Here is a 24,441-nt window from a genome sequence, read left to right as displayed (position 1 = left end):
CGTATTAATTATTTTTACTCAAGCCAATGGCTTCACCAATGAGCGTAGCACTTGTGCAATCTGTAACTTTTACATTTACAAAGTCTCCAATTTTATAGTTTTCTTTAGGGAAAACAGCAACCACATTTTGCGATGTTCTTCCAGACCATTGCGCATCAGATTTTTTAGATTCTTTTTCAACTAAAACCTCTACAGTAGTGTTTAAAAAGGCTTTGGTTCTAATTTCGCTATGTACTCTTTGTAGATCGACAATATCTTGAAGTCTTCTTTTTTTAGTTTCTTCAGGAACATCGTCTTCCATATTTCGTCCTGCCATGGTTCCTGGGCGTTCTGAATAAGTAAACATGTATCCGAAATGATATTTCACATATTCCATTAATGAAACAGTGTCTTGAAAATCTGCTTCGGTTTCTGTTGGAAATCCAACAATCATATCTTGACTGATGGTACAATTTGGAAGAATACGATGTATGTTATCAATGAGTTCCATGTATTCTTCACGCGTATGTAAACGGTTCATTGCTTTTAAAATACGATTACTTCCGCTTTGCACTGGTAAATGAATGTGATTACAAATATTTTGATATTTTGCCATGGTTTCAACCACATCCAGAGTTAAATCTTGAGGATTTGATGTTGAAAAGCGAATACGCATTTTAGGTTGTGCTTGGGCACAAATTTCTAATAAATTAGCAAAATTTACTGCAGTGGCTTTTTGTAAATCACTGGCTTTATCAAAATCCTTTTTTAATCCGCCACCATACCAAAGGTAGCTATCTACATTTTGTCCAAGAAGCGTAATTTCTTTATAGCCTCTGTTCCATAAATCGTTAACTTCTTCAATAATACTTTGCGGATTTCTACTACGTTCTCTACCACGAGTAAAAGGAACCACGCAAAACGTACACATATTATCACAACCACGGGTAATAGATACAAATGCTGTAACACCATTGGTGTTTAAACGTACAGGAGAAATATCGCCATAAGTTTCTTCTTTAGAAAGAATAACGTTTATAGCGTCTCTGCCTTCATCAACTTCGGCTAATAAATTAGGTAAATCTTTATAAGCATCAGGCCCAACAACTAAATCAACAATTTTTTCTTCTTCAAGAAATTTTGTTTTCAAGCGTTCTGCCATACAACCCAAAACCCCCACTTTCATTTTAGGGTTATGGTCGCGTTTTATAGCATTATATTTTTCTAAACGTTTGCGTACAGTTTGTTCTGCTTTATCTCTAATAGAGCAGGTGTTTACTAAAACTAAATCGGCATCTTCAAGGTTTTGAGTTGTATTGAATCCTTGATCTTTCATTATAGAGGCAACAATTTCGCTATCGCTAAAATTCATAGCACAGCCATAACTTTCAATAAAAAGTTTGCGGGTGTTTCCTTCTTTTTGTTCAAGAATTAATGAGTTTCCTTGTTTGCTTTCGTCTATAGTCTTTTCCATAATTTGCTTCAAACGCATATCGTTCAATAAGTATGCAAAGATATAATTTATTTATGTTTTGTGACAAAGTGGCAGATATAAAATGTGTATTAAGTTTTGTTAAATATTATATAAAATGGTTCCTTTGGATGAAATAATAACCAAGATTTTAAATATGAATACACTTGAAAGTCTCCAAAGAAAAATAGAGAATGCACCAGCTTTAGATTTCGGTACAATTATTAGCGATTGTATTGAATTATTTAAAAAAGTTTGGCTTAAGGGCTTTTTAGTAGTGTTGCTTATTATTATTGCGGCTATGATTATTGGCTTTTTTTTCTCAGTAATAGGTCTTGGTGTTCAAACAGATTTATTTATTGATGGGTTTAATTTTGAATCTTTTTCAGAGTTTTATTCTATGAATGCAATATATAGTTTACCACAAACTGTTTTAACAAGTACATTAACGCTTCTCTTTATTGGGGCCTTTTATAGAATTTGCAAACAGGTAGATTCAGGAGGAAAGGAGAATGATGACTATTTTTATTTTTTTAAAAAGGAATATTTTAGTAAAATATTTATGTTAGGTATTATTTATGCTGCAATAGCAACAGTTGCACAGTTATTATTTGTTATACCTTATATCTATGTGTTTGTTCCTTTGTCTTATTTCGCAATAGTTTTAGCAAATAATCCAGATTTGACTGAGATGGATATTGTTAAAGTAAGCTTTGCATTAGGAAATAAAAAATGGTTAATAACTTTTGGAACTATGTTTGTTATGGGGATAATTGGAATATTAGGAGTTTTAGGATGCTTTATTGGCGTATTGTTTACTATGTCTATTGTTTATTTACCTGTGTTTTTTATTTATAAAGATGTTGTTGGTTTTGATGAAACCAGTGAGATAGATCAAATAGGAATGCATAATGAAGAATCAAGTTTTTAATAATTAAGTAAATTATATTATTAAATAAAAAACTGTGTTTTAAGTGTTAAATGCAGTTTTTTTTGTTTAAATATTTAACAGATAATCTCTAAAATTAGGCAGATAAACTTTTTTTCACATACATTTGTAGCTTCAAAAAATGAAGTATGGCGAAGAATTTAGTGATTGTTGAGTCACCTGCTAAGGCTAAAACTATTGAAAAGTTTTTAGGAAAAGATTTTAAAGTAGAATCTAGTTTTGGACATATATCCGATCTTCCTTCTAAGGAATTAGGTGTAAATGTAGAAGGTGATTTTAAACCAACATATGAAGTTTCAAAAGATAAAAAGGCAGTTGTAAAAAAACTGAAAGATTTAGCTAAGAAAGCAGAATGGGTATGGCTAGCAAGTGATGAGGATCGCGAGGGTGAGGCTATAGCGTGGCACTTAGCAGAAACTTTAAAATTAGATAAAGACAAAACAAAACGTATTGTTTTTCATGAAATTACCAAAGCTGCGATTCAAAAGGCTGTTGAAAATCCTAGAGGTATAGACTACGATTTAGTTGATGCGCAACAAGCACGTCGTGTATTAGATAGAATTGTAGGGTATGAATTGTCGCCAGTACTTTGGCGTAAAGTAAAAGGAGGCTTGTCGGCAGGTCGTGTACAATCTGTTTCTGTACGTCTAATTGTTGAAAGAGAACGAAGTATTCAAGATTTTTCTCCAGTAGCTTCTTATAGAATTGATGCTGAGTTTTCAAATGAAGATGGTCAGTCTTTTAAAGCGAAACTTCCAAAAACATTTTCTTCAAAAGAAGAAGCTTATAAATTTTTAGAATCAAATAAGGCAGCCGATTTTAAAGTCGCAGATTTACAAAAAAAACCTGCTAAAAAATCGCCAGCTGCACCATTTACCACTTCTACTTTACAGCAAGAGGCGTCACGTAAATTGTATTTTTCAGTAAGTAAAACCATGACTATGGCACAGCGATTGTATGAGGCTGGACTTATTACTTATATGAGAACAGATAGTGTAAATTTATCTGATGAAGCAAGAAATGGAGCGCAAGCAGAAATAGAAAGCGCTTATGGTTCTAAGTATAGTAAGCCAAGAAATTATAAAGGTAAAGCAAAAGGAGCACAAGAGGCTCACGAGGCTATTAGACCTACAAATTTTGCAGTACATTCTGTAGATATAGATTACGATCAAGCGCGTTTGTACGATTTAATATGGAAACGAGCTATTGCTTCTCAAATGAGTGAAGCAGAATTAGAGCGTACCAATGTAAAAATTAGTGCGTCAACACACAAAGATACCTTTACGGCAAACGGTGAGGTTATTACTTTTGAAGGCTTTTTAAAAGTGTATTTAGAAGGTACAGATGATGAAGATGCAGAGCAAGAAGGAATGTTGCCTGCAATGAAAGTTAATGAGACGCTTCTTAATAGTTATATTACAGCTACAGAGCGTTACACGCGTCCGCCAGCAAGATTTACAGAAGCTTCATTAGTTAAGAAATTAGAAGAATTAGGTATTGGTCGTCCGTCTACTTATGCGCCAACTATTTCAACTATTCAGAATAGAAATTATATTGAAAAAGGCACTGTAGAAGGGGTGGAACGTGAATATTCTCAACTTAAATTACAAAACGATGATTTAATAGATACTATGTTATCTGAAAAAGTAGGATCTGATAAAGGAAAGCTCGTGCCAACCGATATTGGAATGATAGTTACCGACTTTTTAGTGAATCATTTTGAAAACATTTTAGATTATAATTTTACAGCCAAAGTTGAGGCTGATTTTGATAATATAGCTGAAGGGAAAGAAGATTGGATTAAAATGATGAAGTCGTTTTATAAAGATTTTCACCCCGTAGTAGAAGATGTTAAAGAAAATGCAGCTAGAGAATCTGGAGAGCGTATTTTAGGAACCGATCCTAAATCTGGAAAGCAAGTAAGTGTACGTTTAGGTAAATTTGGTCCTATGGTGCAAATAGGAACGGTTGATGATGAAGATAAGCCGCAATTTGCTAGTTTAAGCCCAGATCAACAATTAAACACAATTACTTATGAAGAAGCAATGGATTTATTCCAGCTTCCTAAAAACATAGGGGTTTTTGAAGGTGAAGAAATTTTAGTTAATAATGGTCGTTTCGGACCTTATGTAAAGTTTGGAGATGCCTTCGTGTCCTTGCCAAAAGGTGTAGATCCCTTAAGTGTTGAACTTGATGATGCTATTGTTTTAATTAAAGAAAAACAAAAAGCAGATGCGCCAATATACATGTATAAAGATTTACCTGTTCAAAAAGGTAAAGGACGTTTTGGACCATATATTAAATGGAACAGCATGTTTATAAATGTGAATAAAAAATATGATTGGGATAACCTTTCTGATGATGATATTGTTGAACTTATTGAAGTTAAAATTCAAAAAGAGATAGATAAAGTTATTCATAATTGGGAAGATGAAGGCATTCGTGTTGAAAAAGCACGTTGGGGTAGACATAATGTTTTAAAAGGGAAAATTAAAGTTGAATTGGCTAAAACAGTTGATGTAACTGAAATGACTTTAGAAGAAGCTAAAGCAATTATTGAAGCAAATACACCAAAAAAGAAAGTAGCTAAGAAAAAAACAGCTACTAAAAAAACAACAACAGCAAAGAGGAAAACAGCTGCTAAGAAAAAATAGATTTTTATATAAATACCTATTATTAGGTGTTTATATAGTTGTTATTATTTTTTAGTTTTGTTGTAAAATCATTTTTTCTGTTGATATTTGTAAATAAAGAATCAAAATAATTTTATCTGTTTAATGAATTTTAGTTTTCTGTCTCCTGTTTCAGATTTAGTTTTAGCTCACAACGAGTTACTTTCTTCACAGGCTTTAGGAAGAAAAATTAGGATTCATTCTACTCAAAACGGTATTCCCGATTTAGAGAATGTAGATATTGCCATATTAGGCGTTTTAGAAAATAGAAACGATGTAAATTATATTGGTGAAGAATTTCAGTTAAACGAAATTAGAAAGTCTTTTTATGGTCTTTTTCCAGGAAGCTGGAATACCAATGTAGCAGATTTAGGAGATATTAATAAAGGAGAAAGTGTTGAAGATACTTATTTCGCTTTAAAAGAGGCTGTTAGTGTTCTTATTAAAAAAAATATCATCCCAGTTATTTTGGGTGGAACACAAGATCTTACTTATGCTAATTATCGTGCCTATGATAATTTAATTCCTATGGTAAATATTGTCAATATTGACTGTAAATTTAATTTAGGAGATTCTACTAAACCTATCAAAAATAATAGTTTTGTTGGAAAAATAATTTTAGATGAACCATATAATCTGTTTAACTACGCCACTGTAGGTTATCAAACCTATTTTAATTCGCAAGAAGAAATAGATTTAATGGATAATTTATATTTTGAGTCCTATAGATTAGGAGAGGTGTCAAAAGATATTACCATTGTAGAACCAGTGTTAAGAGATGCTAATATAGTTAGTGTTGATTTAAGTTCGGTTAAAGGAGCCGAAGTAAGTTTAAATCAAAAGTATTCTCCCAATGGTTTAGATGGAAAAGAAATTTGTGCGATTGCACGATATGCAGGTATAAGTAATAAAGTGTCGTCTTTTGGAATATATGAATATAAGCCTTCAAAGGATGATGAAATTACATGTATGTTAATATCGCAGATGCTTTGGTACTTTATTGAAGGTTTAAATTATAGAGTAAATGATGATGATTTTTCAAATGAAAAACAGTATCAAAAATTTATAGTTTTAGTAGATTCAGAAGAGTTGGTGTTTTATAAGAGTAATAAAACGGGAAGATGGTGGATAGAAATTCCTTTTTTGTCTGAAGTTAATAATAAATTAAAGAGACATACGTTATTACCTTGCATGCATCAAGATTATCTTGATGCATGTAACAATAAAGTGCCGGACCGTTGGTATAAGGCATTTCAAAAAAATAGTCTTTAAAAGACAGTCTAGGGTTAAAACGTTAATTTCATCGGTAAAAAGCTATTTTTTTACGACGAAATGTAATTTTTTTTGACAAATAGTTGTTTTTTAAAAAATATATAAATATGTTTACGCTCTCAAAATGAAGCTTAAAAAAATTAACCTCGAGTTTTCTATGAATATGAAGAAGTTTATATTATTAACCGCAGTATTAACAATGCTAGCTAGTTGTGGCTCTAAAGATAGAGGAGAATTAGTTGGTGTGCAAGGAAAAAAATGGCATCCAGAAAAACCATATGGTATGGAGTTAATCCCTGGTGGTTCATTTATAATGGGTAAAGCCGATGATGATTTGGCAGGAGTTCATGATGCACCAGCAAAGACAGTTACAGTTAGAGCAATTTATATGGATGCTACTGAAATTACTAATAGTGAATACCGCCAATTTGTGAATTGGGTTAGAGATTCCATAGTTAGAATGAAACTAGCCGTTTTAGCTGATGAAGTTGCCAAAGTTCCAGAAGATGGTGGTATAGGTGAGTATGCATTTAAAGATGCAGATACAGCTAATATGTCTGTTTATGAAAAATATATGTTCGAAAACTATACTGGTTTAGGACCAACTGGTTATGAAGGTAGAAAAATAAATCATGATATAGATTTGATTTTCGATACTGCAGAATATCCAGATGAATATTATGCTGAAGTAATGGATACTATGTATTTGTCTTTAGAAGAATCTTATAACGGACAACGTACTTGGGATGTAAAAAAATTCAAGTTTCAGTATAACTATATGGATATACAAGAAGCTGCAAAAAACCGAGGTATAAGTAGAAAAAATGCTATTAAGAAAGAAGAAATTGAAATTTACCCAGACACAACAGTTTGGATTAGGGATTTCGCTTATTCTTATAATGAACCTATGCATAACGATTATTTTTGGCATGACGCTTACAGTGACTATCCAGTAGTTGGTGTAACTTGGAAACAAGCTAAAGCCTTTTGTGAATGGAGGACTATTAATAAAAACTCTTACCAAAAATCTAAAAAGGGAACTGCTATGGTAAACACATTTAGATTACCATCAGAAGCAGAATGGGAGTATGCTGCTAGAGGAGGACTTCAAGCTGCAACTTATCCTTGGGGAGGCCCTTATACTAAAAGTGATAGAGGTTGTTTTATGGCAAACTTTAAACCTGTACGTGGAGATTATGCCGCAGATCAAGCTTTGTATACGGTAGAAGCAAAATCTTATGAGCCAAATGATTATAATTTATATAACATGGCTGGTAATGTTTCTGAGTGGGTTGATGCTTCTTATGATCCCAATTCATATGAATATACGTCTACAATTAATCCAAGTGTAAACGATAAAAATAATAAACGTAAAGTTGTAAGAGGAGGTTCTTGGAAAGATGTTGCTTATTTTTTACAAGTAAGTTCTAGAGATTACGAATATGCAGATTCTGCAAGAAGTTTTATAGGGTTCAGAACAGTACAAGATTACATGGGGACAAAAGTAACTAAACAGTAACGAACACCTAAAGAGTATAATAAATTTAATCAAATCAATAAATAACCTATTTAATTAACCTACTTAAGTAGAAATACTTAAAATTTAAAAATCGAAAATTATGGCAAATTCAAAAGCAGGTAAGAAGTTCATGAACATGGCTTACGGATTAGGAGCAGCAATTGTAATTATTGGAGCACTTTTCAAAATAACTCATATGGAGTTTGGATTCATTACAGGTAACTTTATGTTAACCTTAGGTCTAGTAACAGAAGCAATTATTTTTGCGCTTTCAGCGTTTGAACCAGTTGACGACGAGTTAGATTGGTCTTTAGTATATCCTGAATTAGCAGGAGGTCAGACTAGTAAAAAAGAAGTAAAAGAAGATGCCCAAGGAATATTATCTAAAAAATTAGATGAATTATTAAAAGACGCTAAAATTGATGGCGAATTAATGGCTAGTTTAGGTGATAGCATCAAAAGCTTTGAAGGAGCGGCAAAAAATATGTCATCTACTGCAGATTCTATTGAAGCTACTAAAAAATATGGTGAAGAATTATCATTAGCTGCAGCTCAAATGGAATCATTAAACAGTTTGTATAAAGTTCAATTAGAAAGCGCTAGTAAACAAGCTAGTATTAATGAAGAGTCTGTTGAAAATGCAGCTAAATTAAAAGAGCAAATGCAATCTTTAGCATCTAATTTGTCTTCGTTAAATGGTGTGTATGGCGGTATGTTGTCTGCAATGAACAAAAACTAATTAGGGTTAATCCCAAATTTAATATTAACCAAAAACCTAATTAGAAATGGCAGGAGGAAATTTATCACCCAGACAGAAAATGATTAATCTGATGTATTTAATATTTATAGCAATGCTAGCTTTAAATATGTCTAAAGAAGTGCTTTCAGCCTTCGGATTAATGAACGAAAGGCTTGTAGAATCTAACCAAGCAGCTGAAGAGCGTAATAATAGTTTTGTGGCTAGTTTAGATGTTAAAGCTAATGAAGAACCAGCTAAATATGGCTCATTAAAATCTAAAGCAGATAAAATTGATGATTTAGCCCATAAGTTTGATGCTTATTTAGAAGATTTAAAAGGAAAAATGACTGCAACTGTTGATAATCCTAACGATTATGAAATTATGGATAAAGGTGATTACCTAGATCAAAATTTCTTTAAAGGAGGAAAGATAAAGGAAGAAGGGCAAGAATTTTTAGACCAAATAAATAAGTTTAGAGAAGGAGTTGTTTCTCTGTTGCAAGGAGAAAAAGGTATGGAATCTGTTATTAAGGATGTTCAAACAAAGTTTAACACTACAAATATTGGTGGTGTGGGAAAACAAACTTGGTTAGATCGTAATTATAAAGGGTTTCCATTAGTAGCATCTTTAACTAAAATGACACAGATGCAAGCCGATATAAAAACGACTGAGTCTGAAGTTTTATCTAAAATGTTAGCAGGAGCTCAAGCAGGTCAATTATCTATGACAAATTATACAACGTTGATGGAAACATCAAAATCGGCTTATTTTAATGGTGAGCAGTTTGATGGTCAAATTGTATTAGGTCGTAAAGATGCATCTACTAAGCCAAGTAGAGTAGAATTAACTCTAGATGGTAGAAAACTTAATGAAAATCAATATTCTATTGAAGATGGTAAAGTGAAGTTGAAAATTGGTACAGGAGGTGTTGGTGAACATAAAATTGAAGGAAAATTAATTTTCGCTCAAGATGGTGAAGAAATTGAGGTTCCTGTAAAATCATCATTTGCAACAGTAGCTAAACCAAATTCAGCAACTATTTCTGCCGATAAAATGAATGTTGTATATCGTGGTGTTAAAAACCCAATGACTATTTCATTTGCTGGTGTTCCTGATAATAAAGTTAAAGCTAATGCTCAAGGTTTGTCTTGGGTTTCAGGTAGTAACTATGTTATGGATGCTACAAAGGTTAAAGGAAGAGAAGTAACTATTAATGTTACTGCTACTTTACCTGATGGAAAAACGGTTCCAGATAACGCTAAATTTAGAATTAAAGATTTACCAAAACCAACAGGTACTGTAAGAGGAGAAGATGGTGCAATTAAAATGCAAAAAGGAAGTCTTAAAATTTCAACTATTGGAGCTAAGTTTGACGATTTCGATTTTGAATTACCATTACGTGTTACAGGATTTAAATTTAAAGTTCCAGGACAACCTACTGTAAATGTTAGAGGTAATAAATTAGATAGCAGATCTCAATCAATATTAGCTAAAGCTAAACGAGGATCTAGTGTTACAATATTTGATATTGAGGCTAAAGCTTCAGGTGTTAGTGTTATACTTAAAAAGGTGTCACCAATCATTATTGAGCTTACAAATTAAATTCATTAGGAATAATTTCCTAATAATAATAAAAGTAAATGGAGATGAAATTAAAAAGTTTTTTATTAACCGTAGTAACTGTTTGTTCAGTATCTGGTGTATTCGCACAAGCTAATATATTAAATGCTAAAAGCCCAGATGAAATTGGGGTAAGAACAGATGCACAAAAAGCAATCGATAACGATAAACCTTTAGAATATGGTTATGTTGACGATAGAGATATTCTTTTTTCAAAAACGGTATGGGAAAAAGTCGTTTTAGATGAGCGTGCAAATTTTCCACTTTACTATCCAATAGATACAAATAATATTGGGAAAGATAGACGTTCTTTATATGATGTTCTTATAAAGAATATCAAAAACGGAAAAATAAAAAATATTTATGACGATTCTTACTTTACAACAAAAAGAACTTTAAAGGATATTGAGTCTGCATTAGTTAAAATTGATACTACCGAATTAGGTATTGAGCAATTAAATGCTGGTGAAGAGTTATCTGCAGAGTATATTGATAGAAGAGATATTACAGCAGCAGATATTACTGAGTATCATATTAGAGGACTTTGGTATTTTGATAAGCGTCAAGCTGAGATGAAATACAGACTTATTGGTATTGCTCCTGTAGCACCAGATGTAAACTTTATTGAAGATGAAAATCCAGATTTAGTGCCTCTTTTTTGGGTGTTTTTCCCAGATGCTAGAGAGGTGTTACATGAAGCCAAAGCTTTTAACAATGAAAATAGCTCCATTCCATTTTCTTTCGATCACATTCTAAATTCTAGACGTTTCCAAGGTTATATTTTTAAAGAAGAAAATGAACAAGGAGATAGAAAAATTAACGAATATGTTTCTCAAAATGCATTGATGCAATTATTAGAATCTGAAAGAATTAAAGATAAAATTAGAGATTTTGAATTAGATATGTGGACATACTAATTCATACAAAATTTTAAAAAAGTAAAAAAGACTATCTGAAAATGATAGTCTTTTTTTTGTCATTATAATTACCTTTACGTGCATATGAATGTAGATTATATTATTGTTGGTATTGGTTTAGCAGGTATTAGTTTTTGCGAACAGTTGAAAGCTAATAACAAAAGTTTTATTGTGTTTGATGATAAATCACAACAATCATCAACTGTTGCAGGTGGCTTGTATAATCCTGTTGTTTTAAAACGTTTTACCTCTGTTTGGAAAAGTAAAGAACAGTTAGATATTGCACTTCCCATGTATAAAAGTTTGGAGGAAGTATTAAATGTTAAGTTAGATTATAAAATACCTGTATATAGGAAATTTGCATCATTAGAAGAGCAAAACGATTGGTTTGCTGCGTCCGATAAGCCAAAACTTTCCGAATATCTTTCAACAGATATTATTAAAAATAACAACGAGTCAATACAAGCTTCTTTTGGTTTTGGAAAAGTTTTAAAAACAGGAAGAATAGACGTTAAAACTTTAATAGATGCATATAAGCAAAAGTTGTTAAAAAACAATAGTTATGTTGAAGAAGCATTTAATTACGATAATTTAAAAGTTGACGAAACTAATATTCAGTATAAAAATATAACGGCAAAGTATATTGTATTTGCTGAAGGCTTTGGTGTTGTAAAAAACCCTTATTTTAGTCAATTACCTTTGGTGCCAACAAAAGGCGAGTTACTTGTAATTCATGCTCCTAAATTGAAAATTGATTATGTTTTAAAAGCTGGAGTGTTTTTAATTCCGTTAGGAGACGACTTATATATTGCTGGAGCAACTTACGAATGGACTGATACTACACATGTCATTACAAATAAAGCAAAAGAAGAACTTTTAACTAAACTAGATAAACTTATTAGTTGTTCTTATAAAATAGTAAGCCAAGTTGCTGGGATTCGTCCTACGGTTAAAGATAGACGCCCTTTAGTTGGGCAGCATCAAGACTATAAACGTATGTTTGTTTTAAACGGATTGGGAACTCGAGGTGTTATGATTGGGCCTTATGTTGCTAAACAACTTTTCAATTTTATCGAAAACGAAATTCCTCTAGAGAAAGAGATTGATATTAAACGCTTTGTAAAGTAGCTTTTTTTGACACCATGAATTCGCGTTAGGGATTAAAGTGAAAATCCTTTTTGTGATGTACGAGAAAAAAGATTGTAAAGATAAGCCCGACCAGATAGGGTAACTCCCAAATAAAAAAATCACGTGTTAGCTAAAGATTTATCGAAATGCATAAAAATATTAATCCAGATATTTCTAGAGACTCTTATAATTACTGGTAAAAAAACAATTAAAGTAGTAACAATAGATATAAAAACAATATTTATGTTAGCATTAAAAAAATAAAATGAAATTACAAAAGCAGCTACAGCAAAAGCAATACCTACTGCATAACTAACATACATAGCGCCGTAAAAAAAAGAAGGTTCTATTTTGTATTTAGTGCCACAATGATTACATGTTTCGTGCATGTCTAATACTTCAGAAAGAATATAAGGGTTCTTGTTTTTAAACATAGATTCTTGATGACATTTTGGACAAGACCCAGTAAAAATACTATATAATTTTGTTCCTTTTTTAAACATATATTTTAGTGTATTTTTGCAAACTCAATTACAGAACAAAAATAAGATTTTAATAATTAAAATTCTGTAGCTTAAGTTACATTTCTATGATGAACATTCATAATTTATCGGTTTCATTTCAAGGAGAATACCTGTTTGAAGATATTACATTTAAACTAGGTAATGGTGATAGAATTGGCCTTATTGGAAAAAATGGTGCTGGTAAATCTACCATGTTAAAAATTCTATCTAAAGAGATGGAGCCAGATACAGGACAAATTGCTGCGGATAAAGAACTTAAAATTGGTTTTTTAAAGCAGGATATAGATTTTATTTTAGGAAGAACGGTCTTAGAAGAAGCCTATGAAGCTTTTACAGAGATTAAAGAATTAGAAGCTAAAATGGAAGCTGTTAATACGCAAATGGCAGAGCGTACCGATTATGAAAGTGAAGGCTACCATCAACTTATGGTCGATATTAATGAGCTTCAACATCAATATGAAATTTTAGGAGGTTATAATTATCAGGGTGATACCGAAAAAATCCTTCAAGGATTAGGATTTAAAAGAGAAGATTTTAATAAACTTACTGATACTTTTTCTGGTGGTTGGCGTATGCGTATTGAATTAGCTAAATTATTACTTCAAAATAATGACATCTTACTTTTAGATGAGCCAACTAACCATTTAGATATTGAATCGATTATTTGGTTAGAAGGCTTTTTGAAAAATTATACTGGTGCTGTAGCTATTGTATCGCATGATAAAATGTTTTTAGATAACGTAACTAATAGGACTATTGAAATTTCTCTAGGAAGAATTTATGATTACCCTAAACCATACTCAAAATACTTGGTGCTTAGAGAAGAATTGAGAACACAGCAGTTAGCATCTCAAAAAAATCAGCAAAAGCAAATTGAACAAACAGAAAAGCTGATTGAGAAGTTTAGAGCCAAAGCTTCAAAGGCTACTATGGCGCAATCGCTTATTAAGAAACTAGATAAAATTGATAGAATTGAAGTTGATGAAGATGATAATAGTGTCATGACACTTAATTTTCCGGTGTCTATTACACCAGGAAAAGTGGTTGTTGAAACCGAAAAGGTATCAAAAAATTATGGTGATAATCAGGTTTTAGAAAATATTGATTTACTTATTGAGCGAGATACCAAAACGGCATTTGTTGGACAAAATGGACAAGGAAAATCTACTTTAGCCAAAATTTTTGTTGGAGATATTAAGTATGATGGACTTTTAAAGTTAGGACATAATGTGCAGATAGGCTATTTTGCTCAAAACCAAGCAGAGTATTTAGATGGGAGTAAAACAGTATTAGATACCATGATTGATGCCGCTAATGAAACAAATAGAAGTAAAGTAAGAGATATATTAGGATCGTTTCTGTTTAGAGGAGAAGAGGCAGATAAATATGTGCGTGTGCTTTCTGGAGGTGAACGTAACCGTTTAGCATTAGCTAAATTAATGCTTCAACCATTTAATGTTTTAATAATGGATGAGCCAACAAATCACTTAGATATTAAATCTAAGAATGTTTTAAAAGAAGCATTAATACGATTTGAAGGTACTTTAATTTTAGTTTCTCACGATCGTGATTTTTTACAAGGCTTAACAACTAGTGTCTATGAATTTAAAGATCATAAAGTAAAAGAGTATTTAGGTGATATTGATTATTATTTAGAGCAACGTAAAGTTGAAAATTTGCGTGAAGTTGAAAAAAGAACGGTTGAAAAGAAAGAAACTCCTAAAGAAAAGAAACAACAATCATATGAAGATCAAAAAAAGATCAAATCTTTAAATAATAAATTGAGTAATGTTGAGTCTAAAATTAATGAGCTAGAACGAGACATAAAAGCTATTGATTTATCGCTTGAGATTAATTATGAGGAAGTCTCGTCTCAACCAAATTTCTTTGATAATTATCAAAAAAAGAAAGCAGATTTACAAGTTTTTATGCAAAAGTGGGAAGACATTCAGCTGGAAATTGAGCAGTTGGTCGATTAGTAATTGTTAAAATTTAATGTATTTCATCGAATAAAATGGTTTTTAGACTGTCTCCGAGCTATATTCGCTTAAGAATTAATCCCAAATTTATTCAAAATGAAAAACTTTAAACTTATAGCTGTATTTTTCTTTGTTACAGTATACTCTTTTGCAAACGTATCTTCAAATGATAAAGATGCCTTAATTGCATTATATAATGCTACTAATGGTGCCGAATGGAACTCTTCTTGGGACTTAAATGCCTCAGTTGATACTTGGTATGGTGTTAAAATAGAAAACAATAAGATTGTTGAAATTAATTTGCAGTTCAATAATTTACAAGGAACTTTACCACAAGAAATAGGGAGTTTAGTTAGTTTAAGAAAAATTAATTTAGGTTTTAATAAATTAGAAGGTACACTTCCAGTGTCTATTAAGAATTTAAAAGAATTAACATCTTTAGAATTATTTATGAATAAATTAGAAGGTAATATACCTTCAGAATTAGGAGAATTAAAAAACTTAAAATACTTAAAATTATATAGTAATAAGTTTGAAGGAAACATTCCACAGTCTTTAATGAATTTGACCAATTTAAAAGAGCTTTTATTAGGAAGTAATTTTTTAACTGGTACTATTCCAAATGATATTTATGCTTTATCTAAATTAGAAAAGCTTAGTTTGATGGATAATAAATTAGAAGGTGAAATTCCAGTAGAAATAGCACAATTAACTAATTTAGAAGAGTTAATTTTATCTACTAATAAGCTTACTGGTGATTTACCATTAGAGTTTATGAATTTATCTAATTTAAATACTATCATGGTTAGTGATAATAATTTAAATAAAGAGTATGTTAGTGTTTCTGGGAATAACCCTCCTAGTTTAATGTTGATTGATATGGAGAATCCTACCGCTACTGTTGATATTGAAAAAGAGTAATTAATAAAGTTTTATAAATTTTAATTAAAGAAAACAGATAGCTATTTTAGCTATCTGTTTTTTGTTTTATATTTATGTTAGAGCAGTTTTTTACTTGTCCCTATTGTTGGGAAAATATATCAATGTTATTAGATAATTCAATTTTAGAACAATCTTATATTGAAGATTGTGAGATTTGTTGCAACCCAATTCAAGTAACAATAAAATTTAATAATTCAGAAATTGTACATTTTCAAGTAGATAACATTGAATAGTAATATTTTCTAATTTAATGCTTGTGCAAGCATAAAAATGATTGTATATTTGCAGTCCGAAATAATTTGGTCGGTATTATGAGCCGAAAGTTGAAAGCTAAGTAAGTTGTTTTAGGAATTATATCGCGGGATAGAGCAGTAGGTAGCTCGTCGGGCTCATAACCCGAAGGTCACTGGTTCGAGTCCAGTTCCCGCTACTAAAAAAGACTCAAATACATTTTGTATTTTGAGTCTTTTCTTTTTTATATTATATACTTCTAGAGTATATTAATTAGAAACAAGGTAATTAGAATACTGCAATTAAAGTTTTGAAAAGAATAATATATCATTATCATTAATTTTATGATATTGTAAATAATTTATAAAAGATTTGTCTAGTAAATTTGTAGTTCAATTTTTATTAATGACAACATGTTATTATTAAATTTTAAACAACACAATTTATGTATACATAATTAAAATAACACTTAATAAGTTCGTGGATGATTGTTAACAGACTTTTAAAAAATCATATTAGATTTCTGCTTTTTATATTTCTAAATTTTTCACAAGTTTCTTTTTCACAAGTAAGAACAGTGCAACAATTAGATGCTAATTGGAAATTTCAAAAAGGAGAGATTGAAAATGCTTTTGATATAAACTATGAAGACACTGCTTGGGAAACTGTTAGTGTACCTCACGATTGGGCTATTTATGGCCCTTTTGATAAAAATATAGATAAACAAGAAGTCGCAATTGTTCAAAATGGAGAAAAAGTGGCTACTGAAAAAACAGGTAGAACAGGTTCTTTACCACATATAGGAACAGGTTGGTATAGGAAAAAAATTACCATTCCTGAATTTAAAGAAGGCAAAAAGGCTATTATTCTTTTTGAAGGCGCTATGGCCGAACCTCAAGTGTATTTAAATGGAAAGAAAATTGGTGAATGGGGTTACGGTTACAGTTATTTCTATTTTGATATTACTAAGGATTTATTGGTTGATAAAGAAAATATACTAGCTGTAAAATTATCAAATGAAGCATTCTCATCTCGTTGGTATCCAGGTGCTGGTTTATACCGTAATGTAAGCGTCATTGTCACTAATAATACTCGTTTTAACCAATGGGGAACGTTTATTACAACACCTACAATTTCCAAAAATGTAGCAACTGTAAATATTAAATCGAAAGTAACTGGAGAAAATGTTTCTATTATAACTAAAATAGTAGATTCAGATAGTAATGAAGTTGCGACTTTAAAATCTAATACATCATCTGAAAATCAATTTGAACAAAATATAGAAGTTAAAAACCCAAAATTGTGGAGCCCAGAAACACCTTATTTATACACAGCAAAAATGCAATTGTATGAAGGAGATGTTTTAAAAGATGAAATAACACAACGTTTTGGAATTAGAGAAATAAAATACGAAGCTCACAAAGGTTTTAGCTTAAATGGAGAAATAAGAAAATTTAAAGGCGTTTGTTTACATCATGATTTAGGGCCGTTAGGTTCGGCAATAAATAAGGCGGCTTTACGACGTCAATTAACCATTTTAAAAGATATGGGGTGTGATGCTATTCGTAGTTCTCATAATATGCCTTCTTTTGAGCAATTAGAATTATGTGACGAAATGGGCTTTATGTTTTTAGCAGAAAGTTTTGATGAATGGGCAAAGCCTAAAGTTAAAAATGGATATAACAGATTTTTTCATGACTATGCTGAAAAAGATGTCGTTAATTTAGTAAGAGCAACAAGAAACCACCCATCCATTGTTATGTGGAGTTCGGGTAACGAAGTTCCAGACCAATGGGGAAAAGAAGGTGTAAAACGTGCGCAATGGTTACAAGATGTTTTTCATAGAGAAGATCCAACAAGGCCTGTAACAGTTGGTATGGATCAAGTAAAAGCAACTATGGCGTCTGGTTTTGGTTCGCTATTAGATATACCAGGACTTAATTATCGTGTGCATTTATATGAGGAAGCTTATAATACATTTCCACAAGGATTTATTTTAGGATCAGAAACAGCCTCTACCGTTAGTTCTAGAGGTGTTTATAAATTCCCAGTTGTTCAAGAAAAAAACAAACAATATGATGATTTTCAGAGTTCTTCTTACGATTTAGAAGCCTGTAGTTGGTCTAACGTCCCTGATGAAGATTTTGTTTTGCAAGACGATAAGCCTTGGGTTATTGGTGAGTTTGTATGGACGGGTTTTGATTATCTTGGAGAACCAACACCTTATGACGAAAGTTGGCCATCACGAAGTTCCTATTTTGGAATTTCAGATTTAGCAGGACTGCCAAAAGACCGTTTTTATTTGTATAGAAGTAGATGGAATAAAAAAGAAGAAACCTTGCATATTCTACCTCATTGGAATTGGGAAGGTAGAGAAGGAGAAACAACGCCTGTTTTTGTATATACTAATTATAATAGTGCTGAGCTTTTCATAAATGGTAAAAGTATGGGGGTTCAAAAAAAGAATACTTCTACGCCACAAAATAGATATCGTTTAATGTGGATGGATGCTAAATATGAGCCAGGTGTATTAAAAGTAGTTGCTTTTGATGATGAAGGAAAATCAATTGCTGAAAAAGAAATACATACTGCTGGAAAACCTTATAAAATAGTGCTTAATCCAGATAGAAAAATAATAAAAGCAGATGGAAAAGACTTGTCTTTTGTTGAGGTTTCTGTTGTTGATAAGTATGGAGTTCTGTGTCCTACAGCAACAAATCAATTAAAATTTCAAGTTAAAGGAGAAGGAACTTATAGAGCTGCTTGTAATGGTGATGCAACTTCCTTAGAAATGTTCCATTTACCAACAATGAAACTGTTTAGCGGAAAACTAGTTGTGTTAGTTCAATCTTCAAATGAATCAGGAATTATTAAATTATCGGTTACAGGTGACGGGTTAAAAAAAGGATGCTTCAAATTAAAATCACTAGATTAAGTTTTTAACTGCCTCTTCTTTTAGTATAAATAATAACAGAACCATCTGTTTATGTGTGTGTTGTGTTTTTTATTTAAAATATTTAAATTCTTTTATAAGAAAAGCAAGGGTTACTAAAATTTGCTTTGTTATATGTTTGTATATAATTCTTTAGGCTCTTAAATTGTAATCGATTACATATTGTGTTTGCCCTAAGTTTAGTATACCTACATAAATTATTGAATAATTTTTATTGTTCTATTTAGATATTATTCTATTTAACCAAAAGGAGAATATCTATATAAAAGTAGAGGAATATAAAAACTATAACTAATTAACTAAACAAATTAGCACATGAAGAAACTATCAATTTTATTAATGATTACCTTGTCGTTATGCGCAGTTTTGATGCAAGGACAAACAACTACATCCTATAATTTAGCTGATGGTTCTACTTTTTCTAATACAGGAACCCAATGGGATCCTGTTACCACAACTACAAGTCCAGATGGTAAAGTCAGAACCCAAGCTGCTACAAGTCCATGGCATAGTTCTGGTTATGGTGTTGCTTTTAAAGATGGTAACTCGCTTGAAATTGATGTTACAGGTCATACTACTGTTCGTTTTTACGGATCTATATATAGTAATGGAGCGATGAGTGGAGGCACAACAGTTGGTGGCAATGATTTAGGTTCAGAAGATGTAAAAGTTTCTACTGATAAAACAGGTTTTTATGAGTTTACTCATATTGGAGGACCTGCTACATTATATTTTACATTTAGTGGCGATAATGCTTATACTCCAGTTATTGATGTCATTTCTCTTACATCCTCTTACAACTTAGCAGATGGATCTACGTTTACCAATAATGGGGTTCAATGGGATCCCATTACTTCAACAACAAGTCCTGATGGAAAATTAAGAACCCAAGCAGCTACAAGTCCATGGCATAGTTCTGGTTATGGTGTCGCTTTTAAAGATGGAAATTCTCTAGAAGTAGATGTTACTGGTACCAGTACTACCGTTCGTTTTTACGGATCTGTATATAGTAATGGAGCAATGAGTGGAGGTACAACAGCAGGAGGTAGTGATTTAGGTTCAGCTGATGTAAAAGTTTCTACTGATAAAACCGGGTTTTATGAATTTACTTACACTGGAGGTCCTGCCACTTTGTATTTTACGTTTAGTGGCGATAATGCTTATACACCAGCTATAGAAGTAAGCAACCTTCCTGTTACTGTAATTAAAACTGATGTTTGGGATTTTGGAGCAGAAGAATTAGATCCAGTGTTATATAATAATATGCTTACAGAAGCTAAAATTAATGCTTGGTATGATGGCGCTATAACCCCAGGTTCTTCTGGAAATGTGTTAGCTACAACATTTACAGAGGGAGTCTTAAGTTGGACTGGAGGAACTAATGACCGATTAAGAACTTCTAATGCGAATCTTACTCGTTATGATGAGAATCTTGGAGGGGCTTCTGGTTATACAGGTAGAGTTTATGTAAATGCGGGTGGAGCAACTAATAGACAAATGACTTTAACTTTAAACCAAGATGATGAAGTTACGGTAATGATGCTTACTCAATCAGGAACAGGAATAATTCATTTTGAATATGCGTCAGACCCTGCTGTTCAAGATGATGTTGTAGCAGTAGGAGCTACAGTTCAAGAAGTGAAATTTGTAGCAAAATCAGCTGGTGATTATCATATTTATGATGAAGCAGATAAACCAAGTTATTATAGAATATTAAGAAAAGATGCTAATTATGTAACGTTAACAGGTAATGTTGATGAAACGCAAGCCTCGGGTATTCCTAATGGTTATTCAATTGATTTTACCAACGAAGCAGGAAAAACATATTCAGCAGTTGTTTCTAGCGGTACTTATAGTATAGATTTACCAGCAGATAAAACCTATGCACTTGGTTTAGGTAATGCTAATGGTTATGTTATTTCTAATGGTCTTAGTTTAGATGTTACAGAAACTACAACAAGTTATGATGTTTCTGTGATACAGGTAGATTTATTTACAGTAACTGGTAATATAACGGGATTAACAGATCTTACTAATCTTTCATTAACTTATACGCCAGATCCTGCAGCAAATAAAATTTACGACCCAATTATTACTATAGATACAGGAGCGTTAACATATAGTGTCGATCTTGAAGCAGGTGTAGAGTATACAATTTCAGCAGATGGAGTAAATGATTTTGAAATTTTAGCTAATACAATTACAATTGCAGGAGTAGATACAGCAGATATTGCTTTTACATCAAAGCCTTTACATAATGTAACAATTGATGCACCTGCATTAGATGCAACACAATTAGGTAAATTAAGCTTAACATTTACTAATTTAGATGAAGCAGGTTATGAATATAATTTTACAGATGTAGCAGCAGTTGCGTTAAGAGATGGGGTTTATTCTATTAATTACGATGGTTTAGATGAGTATGCTATTGAATTAGGATTAACTTCTAATTTAACTGTCTCAGGATCGGCTACTTCTAAAACATTAACATTTACTCCGGTAACAAATTGGAGTTTTGATGATAAAGTTATTTCTAATACTGATTTGTTTTATAAAGGATTAGCGATCTCTGGTTTGAAAAATGAAATTGCAAAAGGACACCTTTCTGGAGGAGATGGTAGTACAATCGTAGTTCCTATGAACCCTGGAGAAAAAATAATTGTATCATATTATTATAAAGCAGATTTTTCTATTGAGGGTGGTGATATGGTATATACTAATAGTGGAAGTACAAGTCAAATAGAAAGTGTTGAGTATATTTATTTAGGTGCTTCAGCGGGAACAGCAACAATTACTTGTGGTGCTAGTCAAGCTACAACTTATTTTACAAATATAGAGATTAAGCAAGTTGTTGCTTATTCATCTGTAATTACAGTAGGTGCAGATAAAGATTACCAAACTATAAACGAGGCCTTAAATGCTGTAGCTAAAATGGATCGTCCAAATGATGAACGTGTTACAGTAATTATAGATCCAGGTAATTATGAAGAAATGATTGTTATTAATAGTGCAAATGTAACTTTAAAAAATGCAGCAACGTCACCTAGTATTGCTATTTTAAATGCAGGTGTAGATATTGATGCCAATGCGGTAAGAATCACTTCTTATTATGGTCAAAAATATAATTTTTATAGCCAAGGTTCTGATAATAAATGGCATGCAGATGTATTAGCTGCTAATAAAGCTAATGGCTATATATCACATGTTAATGATGAAGGTTCGACTAACGGTTCTTATTGGAATGCAACTGTTGTAGTAATCGCTGATGGTTTTACAGCTGAAAATATTATTCTTGAGAATTCATTTAATCAATATATATCTCAAAAAGAATCAGAAGATATTGTAGAAAGAAAGGCTATTAGTGAGCCAGTAAGACCTACAGACTATGGTAATACATCTGTGCAAGATAGAAGCGCAGGTTATGTAACTCAAGCTGCAGCAATTGGAATTGCAAATGGTACAGATAAAGTTACTTTAAATAATTGTCGAGTTATTGGTCGTCAAGATTCTTTTTACGGAGGAAAAGACTCTAGAGTTGTAGTTTACAAAGGCGCTATGATGGGTGCCGTAGATTATATTTATGGAGGTATGAGTGCTGTGTTTTACCAAACAGATCTTATATTAAACACAAGTGATTCAGGAAGTGATGTTGCTTATATTACTGCAGCTCAACAAACAAGTGGAAGAGGATATTTAATGTACGAATGTCATGTAAAATCACCTGTTCCAGGTGTAGAAACAGCATCAGTTAATGGTTCAAAACCTGGTTATTTTGGTCGTCCATGGAGTCCAAATACAAGTGAAGTTGTATTTTATAATACAACTATAGACGAGTCAACTAACCCAAGTTATATAGGGCAATCTTTAATTTTTCCTGATGGATGGAAAAGCTCTTTAGGAGGAGAATCTAGTAAGATGTACGAAAGAAATACTAATGAAATTTCTGGTGAAGATAATTCTGGAAGTCGTGCTTCTTGGTCAACTATACTTTCAACAGATCAATTAACTGACGGAACAGATATTACTACTTTCAATTTTACAAAAGGTAGTGATAATTGGGATCCAATTGCAGCATTAATAAGTTTAGGTATTGATGATGTTTTTGCGTCAGGCTCTTCTGTAAAAATAGCTGGTTATAATAATAGAATTTATGTTTCTAATGTTAAATCTAATACTAATATTAATATTTATAGTCTTAATGGGGCATTAGTTAAATCATTAAAAACTGATACAGATACCGATTTTAGTTTTAAAAATGGTCTGTGGATTGTTACAATTAAAGATGCTGATGGGCAAAAGGTTTTAAAAGTATTAACACACTAAATGTTAATTTCTAATCATTTAAAAGGCGAATAACTTATAATTTAGTTTTTCGCCTTTTTTTATGTATTTTTTACACTTATTTATTTGTTGTTAAAAATATGAAATTTTTTTTGATAACATTGTGTATCAGTGATATAGAAAGTTTTTTTTATTGTAAAAACATGTGTTTTTTTTTGTTTATTATAAATAAATGTTTAAATTTATGCAATCGATTACAATGGTGTGATTGAATTAAACTTTTTAACTATTTAAAACATGAAAAAAAATTTACTTTTATTAACATTTACTATGTTACTTTTTACCTCGCTTTCTCAAGCACAATTAATTAAAGTTTGGGATTTTGGAGCAGTACAGTTAGATGGTGCAACTTATGATAACCAATTGAATGACACTAATATGAATTCAGTAATTAATTTAAATTCAGGAACTGTTGCTCAAGGTGTGGCAAACAGTGATAATCAGATTGCTTCGCCTGGATTAGATTTTGGTGCTATTAAGTACGTTACAGATGGTACAAATGATAGATTAAGAACCACTAATACTGCGTTAACAAGACGAGATGATAATGGAGGTGCTAATTTTGCGGATTTAGGATTAGCAGGTCGTATTTATGTTAACTCTAGTGGGAAAAGAACAAGATACATGTCAATAACTACTACTGAGGCAAATCAAGAAGTAACTATAATTATGAGAGGAGAAAATGTTGATGGCAGTGGTAATTTTGGACACCATATTGATAGTGCAGATGGTACTACGTTTACTTTCTTTACTCCATTAATTGATTCTGATATTAAAGAATTGCATATAACACTTCCAAGTGCAGGTGAATATCAATATTATGATGATATTGGAAAGCCAAGTTGGTATAGAATCTATTTCGGAAATGTAACTCTTGATGGTATAGATGCAGATGATGTAATAGGGAATAGATTAAGTGCAGATGATTTTGCTTCACAAGTTTCAACGAATGTAAAAGCTGTTAAAAGTAGAGTGTATATATCAAACGTTAAATCTTCAACAGAAGTAAGAGTTTTTAGCATCACTGGAGCTTTAGTTAAGTCGTTTAAAACTTCTGAAGATACAAGTTTTAATCTTAAGCAAGGTCTTTATATTGCTACAGTTAAAACTTTAGAAGGTCAGAAATCTGTTAAGGTGTTAACTAGATAATATATTCTAAATATAGGCTATAAAAAAAAGGGGGTATGAATTTCATATCTCCTTT

Annotated in this window: 16 protein-coding genes and 1 tRNA gene; 15 read left to right on the top strand and 2 right to left on the bottom strand. The window is 31.6% G+C overall.

What is annotated here, in order from left to right; translation table 11 throughout:
• Nucleotides 1-4: 4 nt before the first annotated feature.
• On the bottom strand, nucleotides 5-1,453 hold the full coding sequence (gene miaB, locus ACH5TW_RS07495; protein WP_439335886.1) for a tRNA (N6-isopentenyl adenosine(37)-C2)-methylthiotransferase MiaB: 1,449 nt from the start codon (nucleotides 1,451-1,453) through the stop codon (nucleotides 5-7).
• Nucleotides 1,454-1,607: 154 nt separating this feature from the next.
• Between miaB and ACH5TW_RS07490 the strand changes: the two genes are divergently transcribed.
• The 8 genes from ACH5TW_RS07490 (at nucleotide 1,608) to ACH5TW_RS07455 (ending at nucleotide 12,267) form a co-directional block, all read left to right on the top strand.
• A complete protein-coding gene (locus ACH5TW_RS07490; RefSeq protein ID WP_439335885.1) occupies nucleotides 1,608-2,381 on the top strand; it encodes a hypothetical protein in 774 nt (257 codons plus the stop codon).
• A gap of 146 nt (nucleotides 2,382-2,527) precedes the next feature.
• Nucleotides 2,528-5,053 carry a type I DNA topoisomerase gene (topA, locus tag ACH5TW_RS07485; RefSeq protein ID WP_439335884.1) on the top strand — a complete coding sequence of 842 codons (2,526 nt, stop codon included), beginning with the start codon at nucleotides 2,528-2,530 and terminating at the stop codon, nucleotides 5,051-5,053.
• A gap of 123 nt (nucleotides 5,054-5,176) precedes the next feature.
• Nucleotides 5,177-6,343, top strand: coding sequence for a formimidoylglutamase (locus tag ACH5TW_RS07480; RefSeq protein ID WP_439335883.1), 1,167 nt, complete (start codon nucleotides 5,177-5,179; stop codon nucleotides 6,341-6,343).
• A 163-nt stretch (nucleotides 6,344-6,506) separates the two neighbouring features.
• Complete coding sequence (gene porK, locus ACH5TW_RS07475; protein ID WP_439335882.1) at nucleotides 6,507-7,862, top strand: T9SS ring complex lipoprotein PorK/GldK; 1,356 nt, start codon at nucleotides 6,507-6,509, stop codon at nucleotides 7,860-7,862.
• 100 nt (nucleotides 7,863-7,962) lie between these two features.
• Nucleotides 7,963-8,601 (top strand): type IX secretion system motor protein PorL/GldL, encoded by a 639-nt coding sequence (gene porL, locus ACH5TW_RS07470; protein WP_439335881.1) that lies wholly within the window; start codon nucleotides 7,963-7,965, stop codon nucleotides 8,599-8,601.
• Between the two features lie 46 nt (nucleotides 8,602-8,647).
• Entirely contained in the window at nucleotides 8,648-10,204 is a 1,557-nt protein-coding gene (gene porM / locus ACH5TW_RS07465) for a type IX secretion system motor protein PorM/GldM (RefSeq protein WP_439335880.1), read from the top strand.
• 44 nt (nucleotides 10,205-10,248) lie between these two features.
• A complete protein-coding gene (gene porN / locus ACH5TW_RS07460; protein WP_439335879.1) occupies nucleotides 10,249-11,139 on the top strand; it encodes a type IX secretion system ring subunit PorN/GldN in 891 nt (296 codons plus the stop codon).
• Nucleotides 11,140-11,223: 84 nt separating this feature from the next.
• Entirely contained in the window at nucleotides 11,224-12,267 is a 1,044-nt protein-coding gene (locus ACH5TW_RS07455; protein WP_439335878.1) for an NAD(P)/FAD-dependent oxidoreductase, read from the top strand.
• Nucleotides 12,268-12,386: 119 nt separating this feature from the next.
• On the opposite strand, the gene ACH5TW_RS07450 is transcribed toward ACH5TW_RS07455, so the two are convergent.
• Nucleotides 12,387-12,770: a DUF983 domain-containing protein gene (locus tag ACH5TW_RS07450; protein WP_439335877.1), complete on the bottom strand. Its 384-nt coding sequence runs from the start codon at nucleotides 12,768-12,770 to the stop codon at nucleotides 12,387-12,389.
• An 86-nt stretch (nucleotides 12,771-12,856) separates the two neighbouring features.
• On the opposite strand from ACH5TW_RS07450, the gene ACH5TW_RS07445 reads away from it, so the two are divergent.
• The 7 genes from ACH5TW_RS07445 (at nucleotide 12,857) to ACH5TW_RS07415 (ending at nucleotide 24,386) form a co-directional block, all read left to right on the top strand.
• Nucleotides 12,857-14,770, top strand: a complete 1,914-nt coding sequence (locus tag ACH5TW_RS07445) for an ABC-F family ATP-binding cassette domain-containing protein (protein ID WP_439335876.1) — start codon at nucleotides 12,857-12,859, stop codon at nucleotides 14,768-14,770.
• Nucleotides 14,771-14,866: 96 nt separating this feature from the next.
• Nucleotides 14,867-15,691 (top strand): Two component regulator three Y domain protein, encoded by an 825-nt coding sequence (locus ACH5TW_RS07440; protein WP_439335875.1) that lies wholly within the window; start codon nucleotides 14,867-14,869, stop codon nucleotides 15,689-15,691.
• A 74-nt stretch (nucleotides 15,692-15,765) separates the two neighbouring features.
• On the top strand, nucleotides 15,766-15,945 hold the full coding sequence (locus tag ACH5TW_RS07435; RefSeq protein ID WP_439335874.1) for a CPXCG motif-containing cysteine-rich protein: 180 nt from the start codon (nucleotides 15,766-15,768) through the stop codon (nucleotides 15,943-15,945).
• Between the two features lie 124 nt (nucleotides 15,946-16,069).
• A tRNA-Met gene (locus ACH5TW_RS07430) sits at nucleotides 16,070-16,142 on the top strand.
• A gap of 285 nt (nucleotides 16,143-16,427) precedes the next feature.
• Nucleotides 16,428-18,878 carry a DUF4982 domain-containing protein gene (locus ACH5TW_RS07425; RefSeq protein WP_439335873.1) on the top strand — a complete coding sequence of 817 codons (2,451 nt, stop codon included), beginning with the start codon at nucleotides 16,428-16,430 and terminating at the stop codon, nucleotides 18,876-18,878.
• Between the two features lie 333 nt (nucleotides 18,879-19,211).
• A complete protein-coding gene (locus ACH5TW_RS07420) occupies nucleotides 19,212-23,219 on the top strand; it encodes a pectinesterase family protein (protein ID WP_439335872.1) in 4,008 nt (1,335 codons plus the stop codon).
• Nucleotides 23,220-23,474: 255 nt separating this feature from the next.
• A complete protein-coding gene (locus ACH5TW_RS07415) occupies nucleotides 23,475-24,386 on the top strand; it encodes a T9SS type A sorting domain-containing protein (protein WP_439335871.1) in 912 nt (303 codons plus the stop codon).
• Nucleotides 24,387-24,441: the final 55 nt, after the last annotated feature.

Source organism: Thalassobellus sediminis, from assembly GCF_044386045.1.
GTDB lineage: Bacteria > Bacteroidota > Bacteroidia > Flavobacteriales > Flavobacteriaceae > Thalassobellus > Thalassobellus sediminis.
The sequence above is the reverse complement of the archived record's forward strand: the minus strand, read 5'-3'. Positions and strand labels throughout refer to the sequence as shown.

Bases quoted from the DNA above. Each gene is read 5' to 3' on its own strand.
- miaB (WP_439335886.1), bottom strand. From the start codon at position 1,453: ATGGAAAAGACTATAGACGAAAGCAAACAAGGAAACTCATTAATTCTT.
- ACH5TW_RS07490 (WP_439335885.1), top strand. From the start codon at position 1,608: ATGAATACACTTGAAAGTCTCCAAAGAAAAATAGAGAATGCACCAGCT.
- topA (WP_439335884.1), top strand. From the start codon at position 2,528: ATGGCGAAGAATTTAGTGATTGTTGAGTCACCTGCTAAGGCTAAAACT.
- ACH5TW_RS07480 (WP_439335883.1), top strand. From the start codon at position 5,177: ATGAATTTTAGTTTTCTGTCTCCTGTTTCAGATTTAGTTTTAGCTCAC.
- porK (WP_439335882.1), top strand. From the start codon at position 6,507: ATGAAGAAGTTTATATTATTAACCGCAGTATTAACAATGCTAGCTAGT.
- porL (WP_439335881.1), top strand. From the start codon at position 7,963: ATGGCAAATTCAAAAGCAGGTAAGAAGTTCATGAACATGGCTTACGGA.
- porM (WP_439335880.1), top strand. From the start codon at position 8,648: ATGGCAGGAGGAAATTTATCACCCAGACAGAAAATGATTAATCTGATG.
- porN (WP_439335879.1), top strand. From the start codon at position 10,249: ATGAAATTAAAAAGTTTTTTATTAACCGTAGTAACTGTTTGTTCAGTA.
- ACH5TW_RS07455 (WP_439335878.1), top strand. From the start codon at position 11,224: ATGAATGTAGATTATATTATTGTTGGTATTGGTTTAGCAGGTATTAGT.
- ACH5TW_RS07450 (WP_439335877.1), bottom strand. From the start codon at position 12,770: ATGTTTAAAAAAGGAACAAAATTATATAGTATTTTTACTGGGTCTTGT.
- ACH5TW_RS07445 (WP_439335876.1), top strand. From the start codon at position 12,857: ATGATGAACATTCATAATTTATCGGTTTCATTTCAAGGAGAATACCTG.
- ACH5TW_RS07440 (WP_439335875.1), top strand. From the start codon at position 14,867: ATGAAAAACTTTAAACTTATAGCTGTATTTTTCTTTGTTACAGTATAC.
- ACH5TW_RS07435 (WP_439335874.1), top strand. From the start codon at position 15,766: ATGTTAGAGCAGTTTTTTACTTGTCCCTATTGTTGGGAAAATATATCA.
- ACH5TW_RS07425 (WP_439335873.1), top strand. From the start codon at position 16,428: ATGATTGTTAACAGACTTTTAAAAAATCATATTAGATTTCTGCTTTTT.
- ACH5TW_RS07420 (WP_439335872.1), top strand. From the start codon at position 19,212: ATGAAGAAACTATCAATTTTATTAATGATTACCTTGTCGTTATGCGCA.
- ACH5TW_RS07415 (WP_439335871.1), top strand. From the start codon at position 23,475: ATGAAAAAAAATTTACTTTTATTAACATTTACTATGTTACTTTTTACC.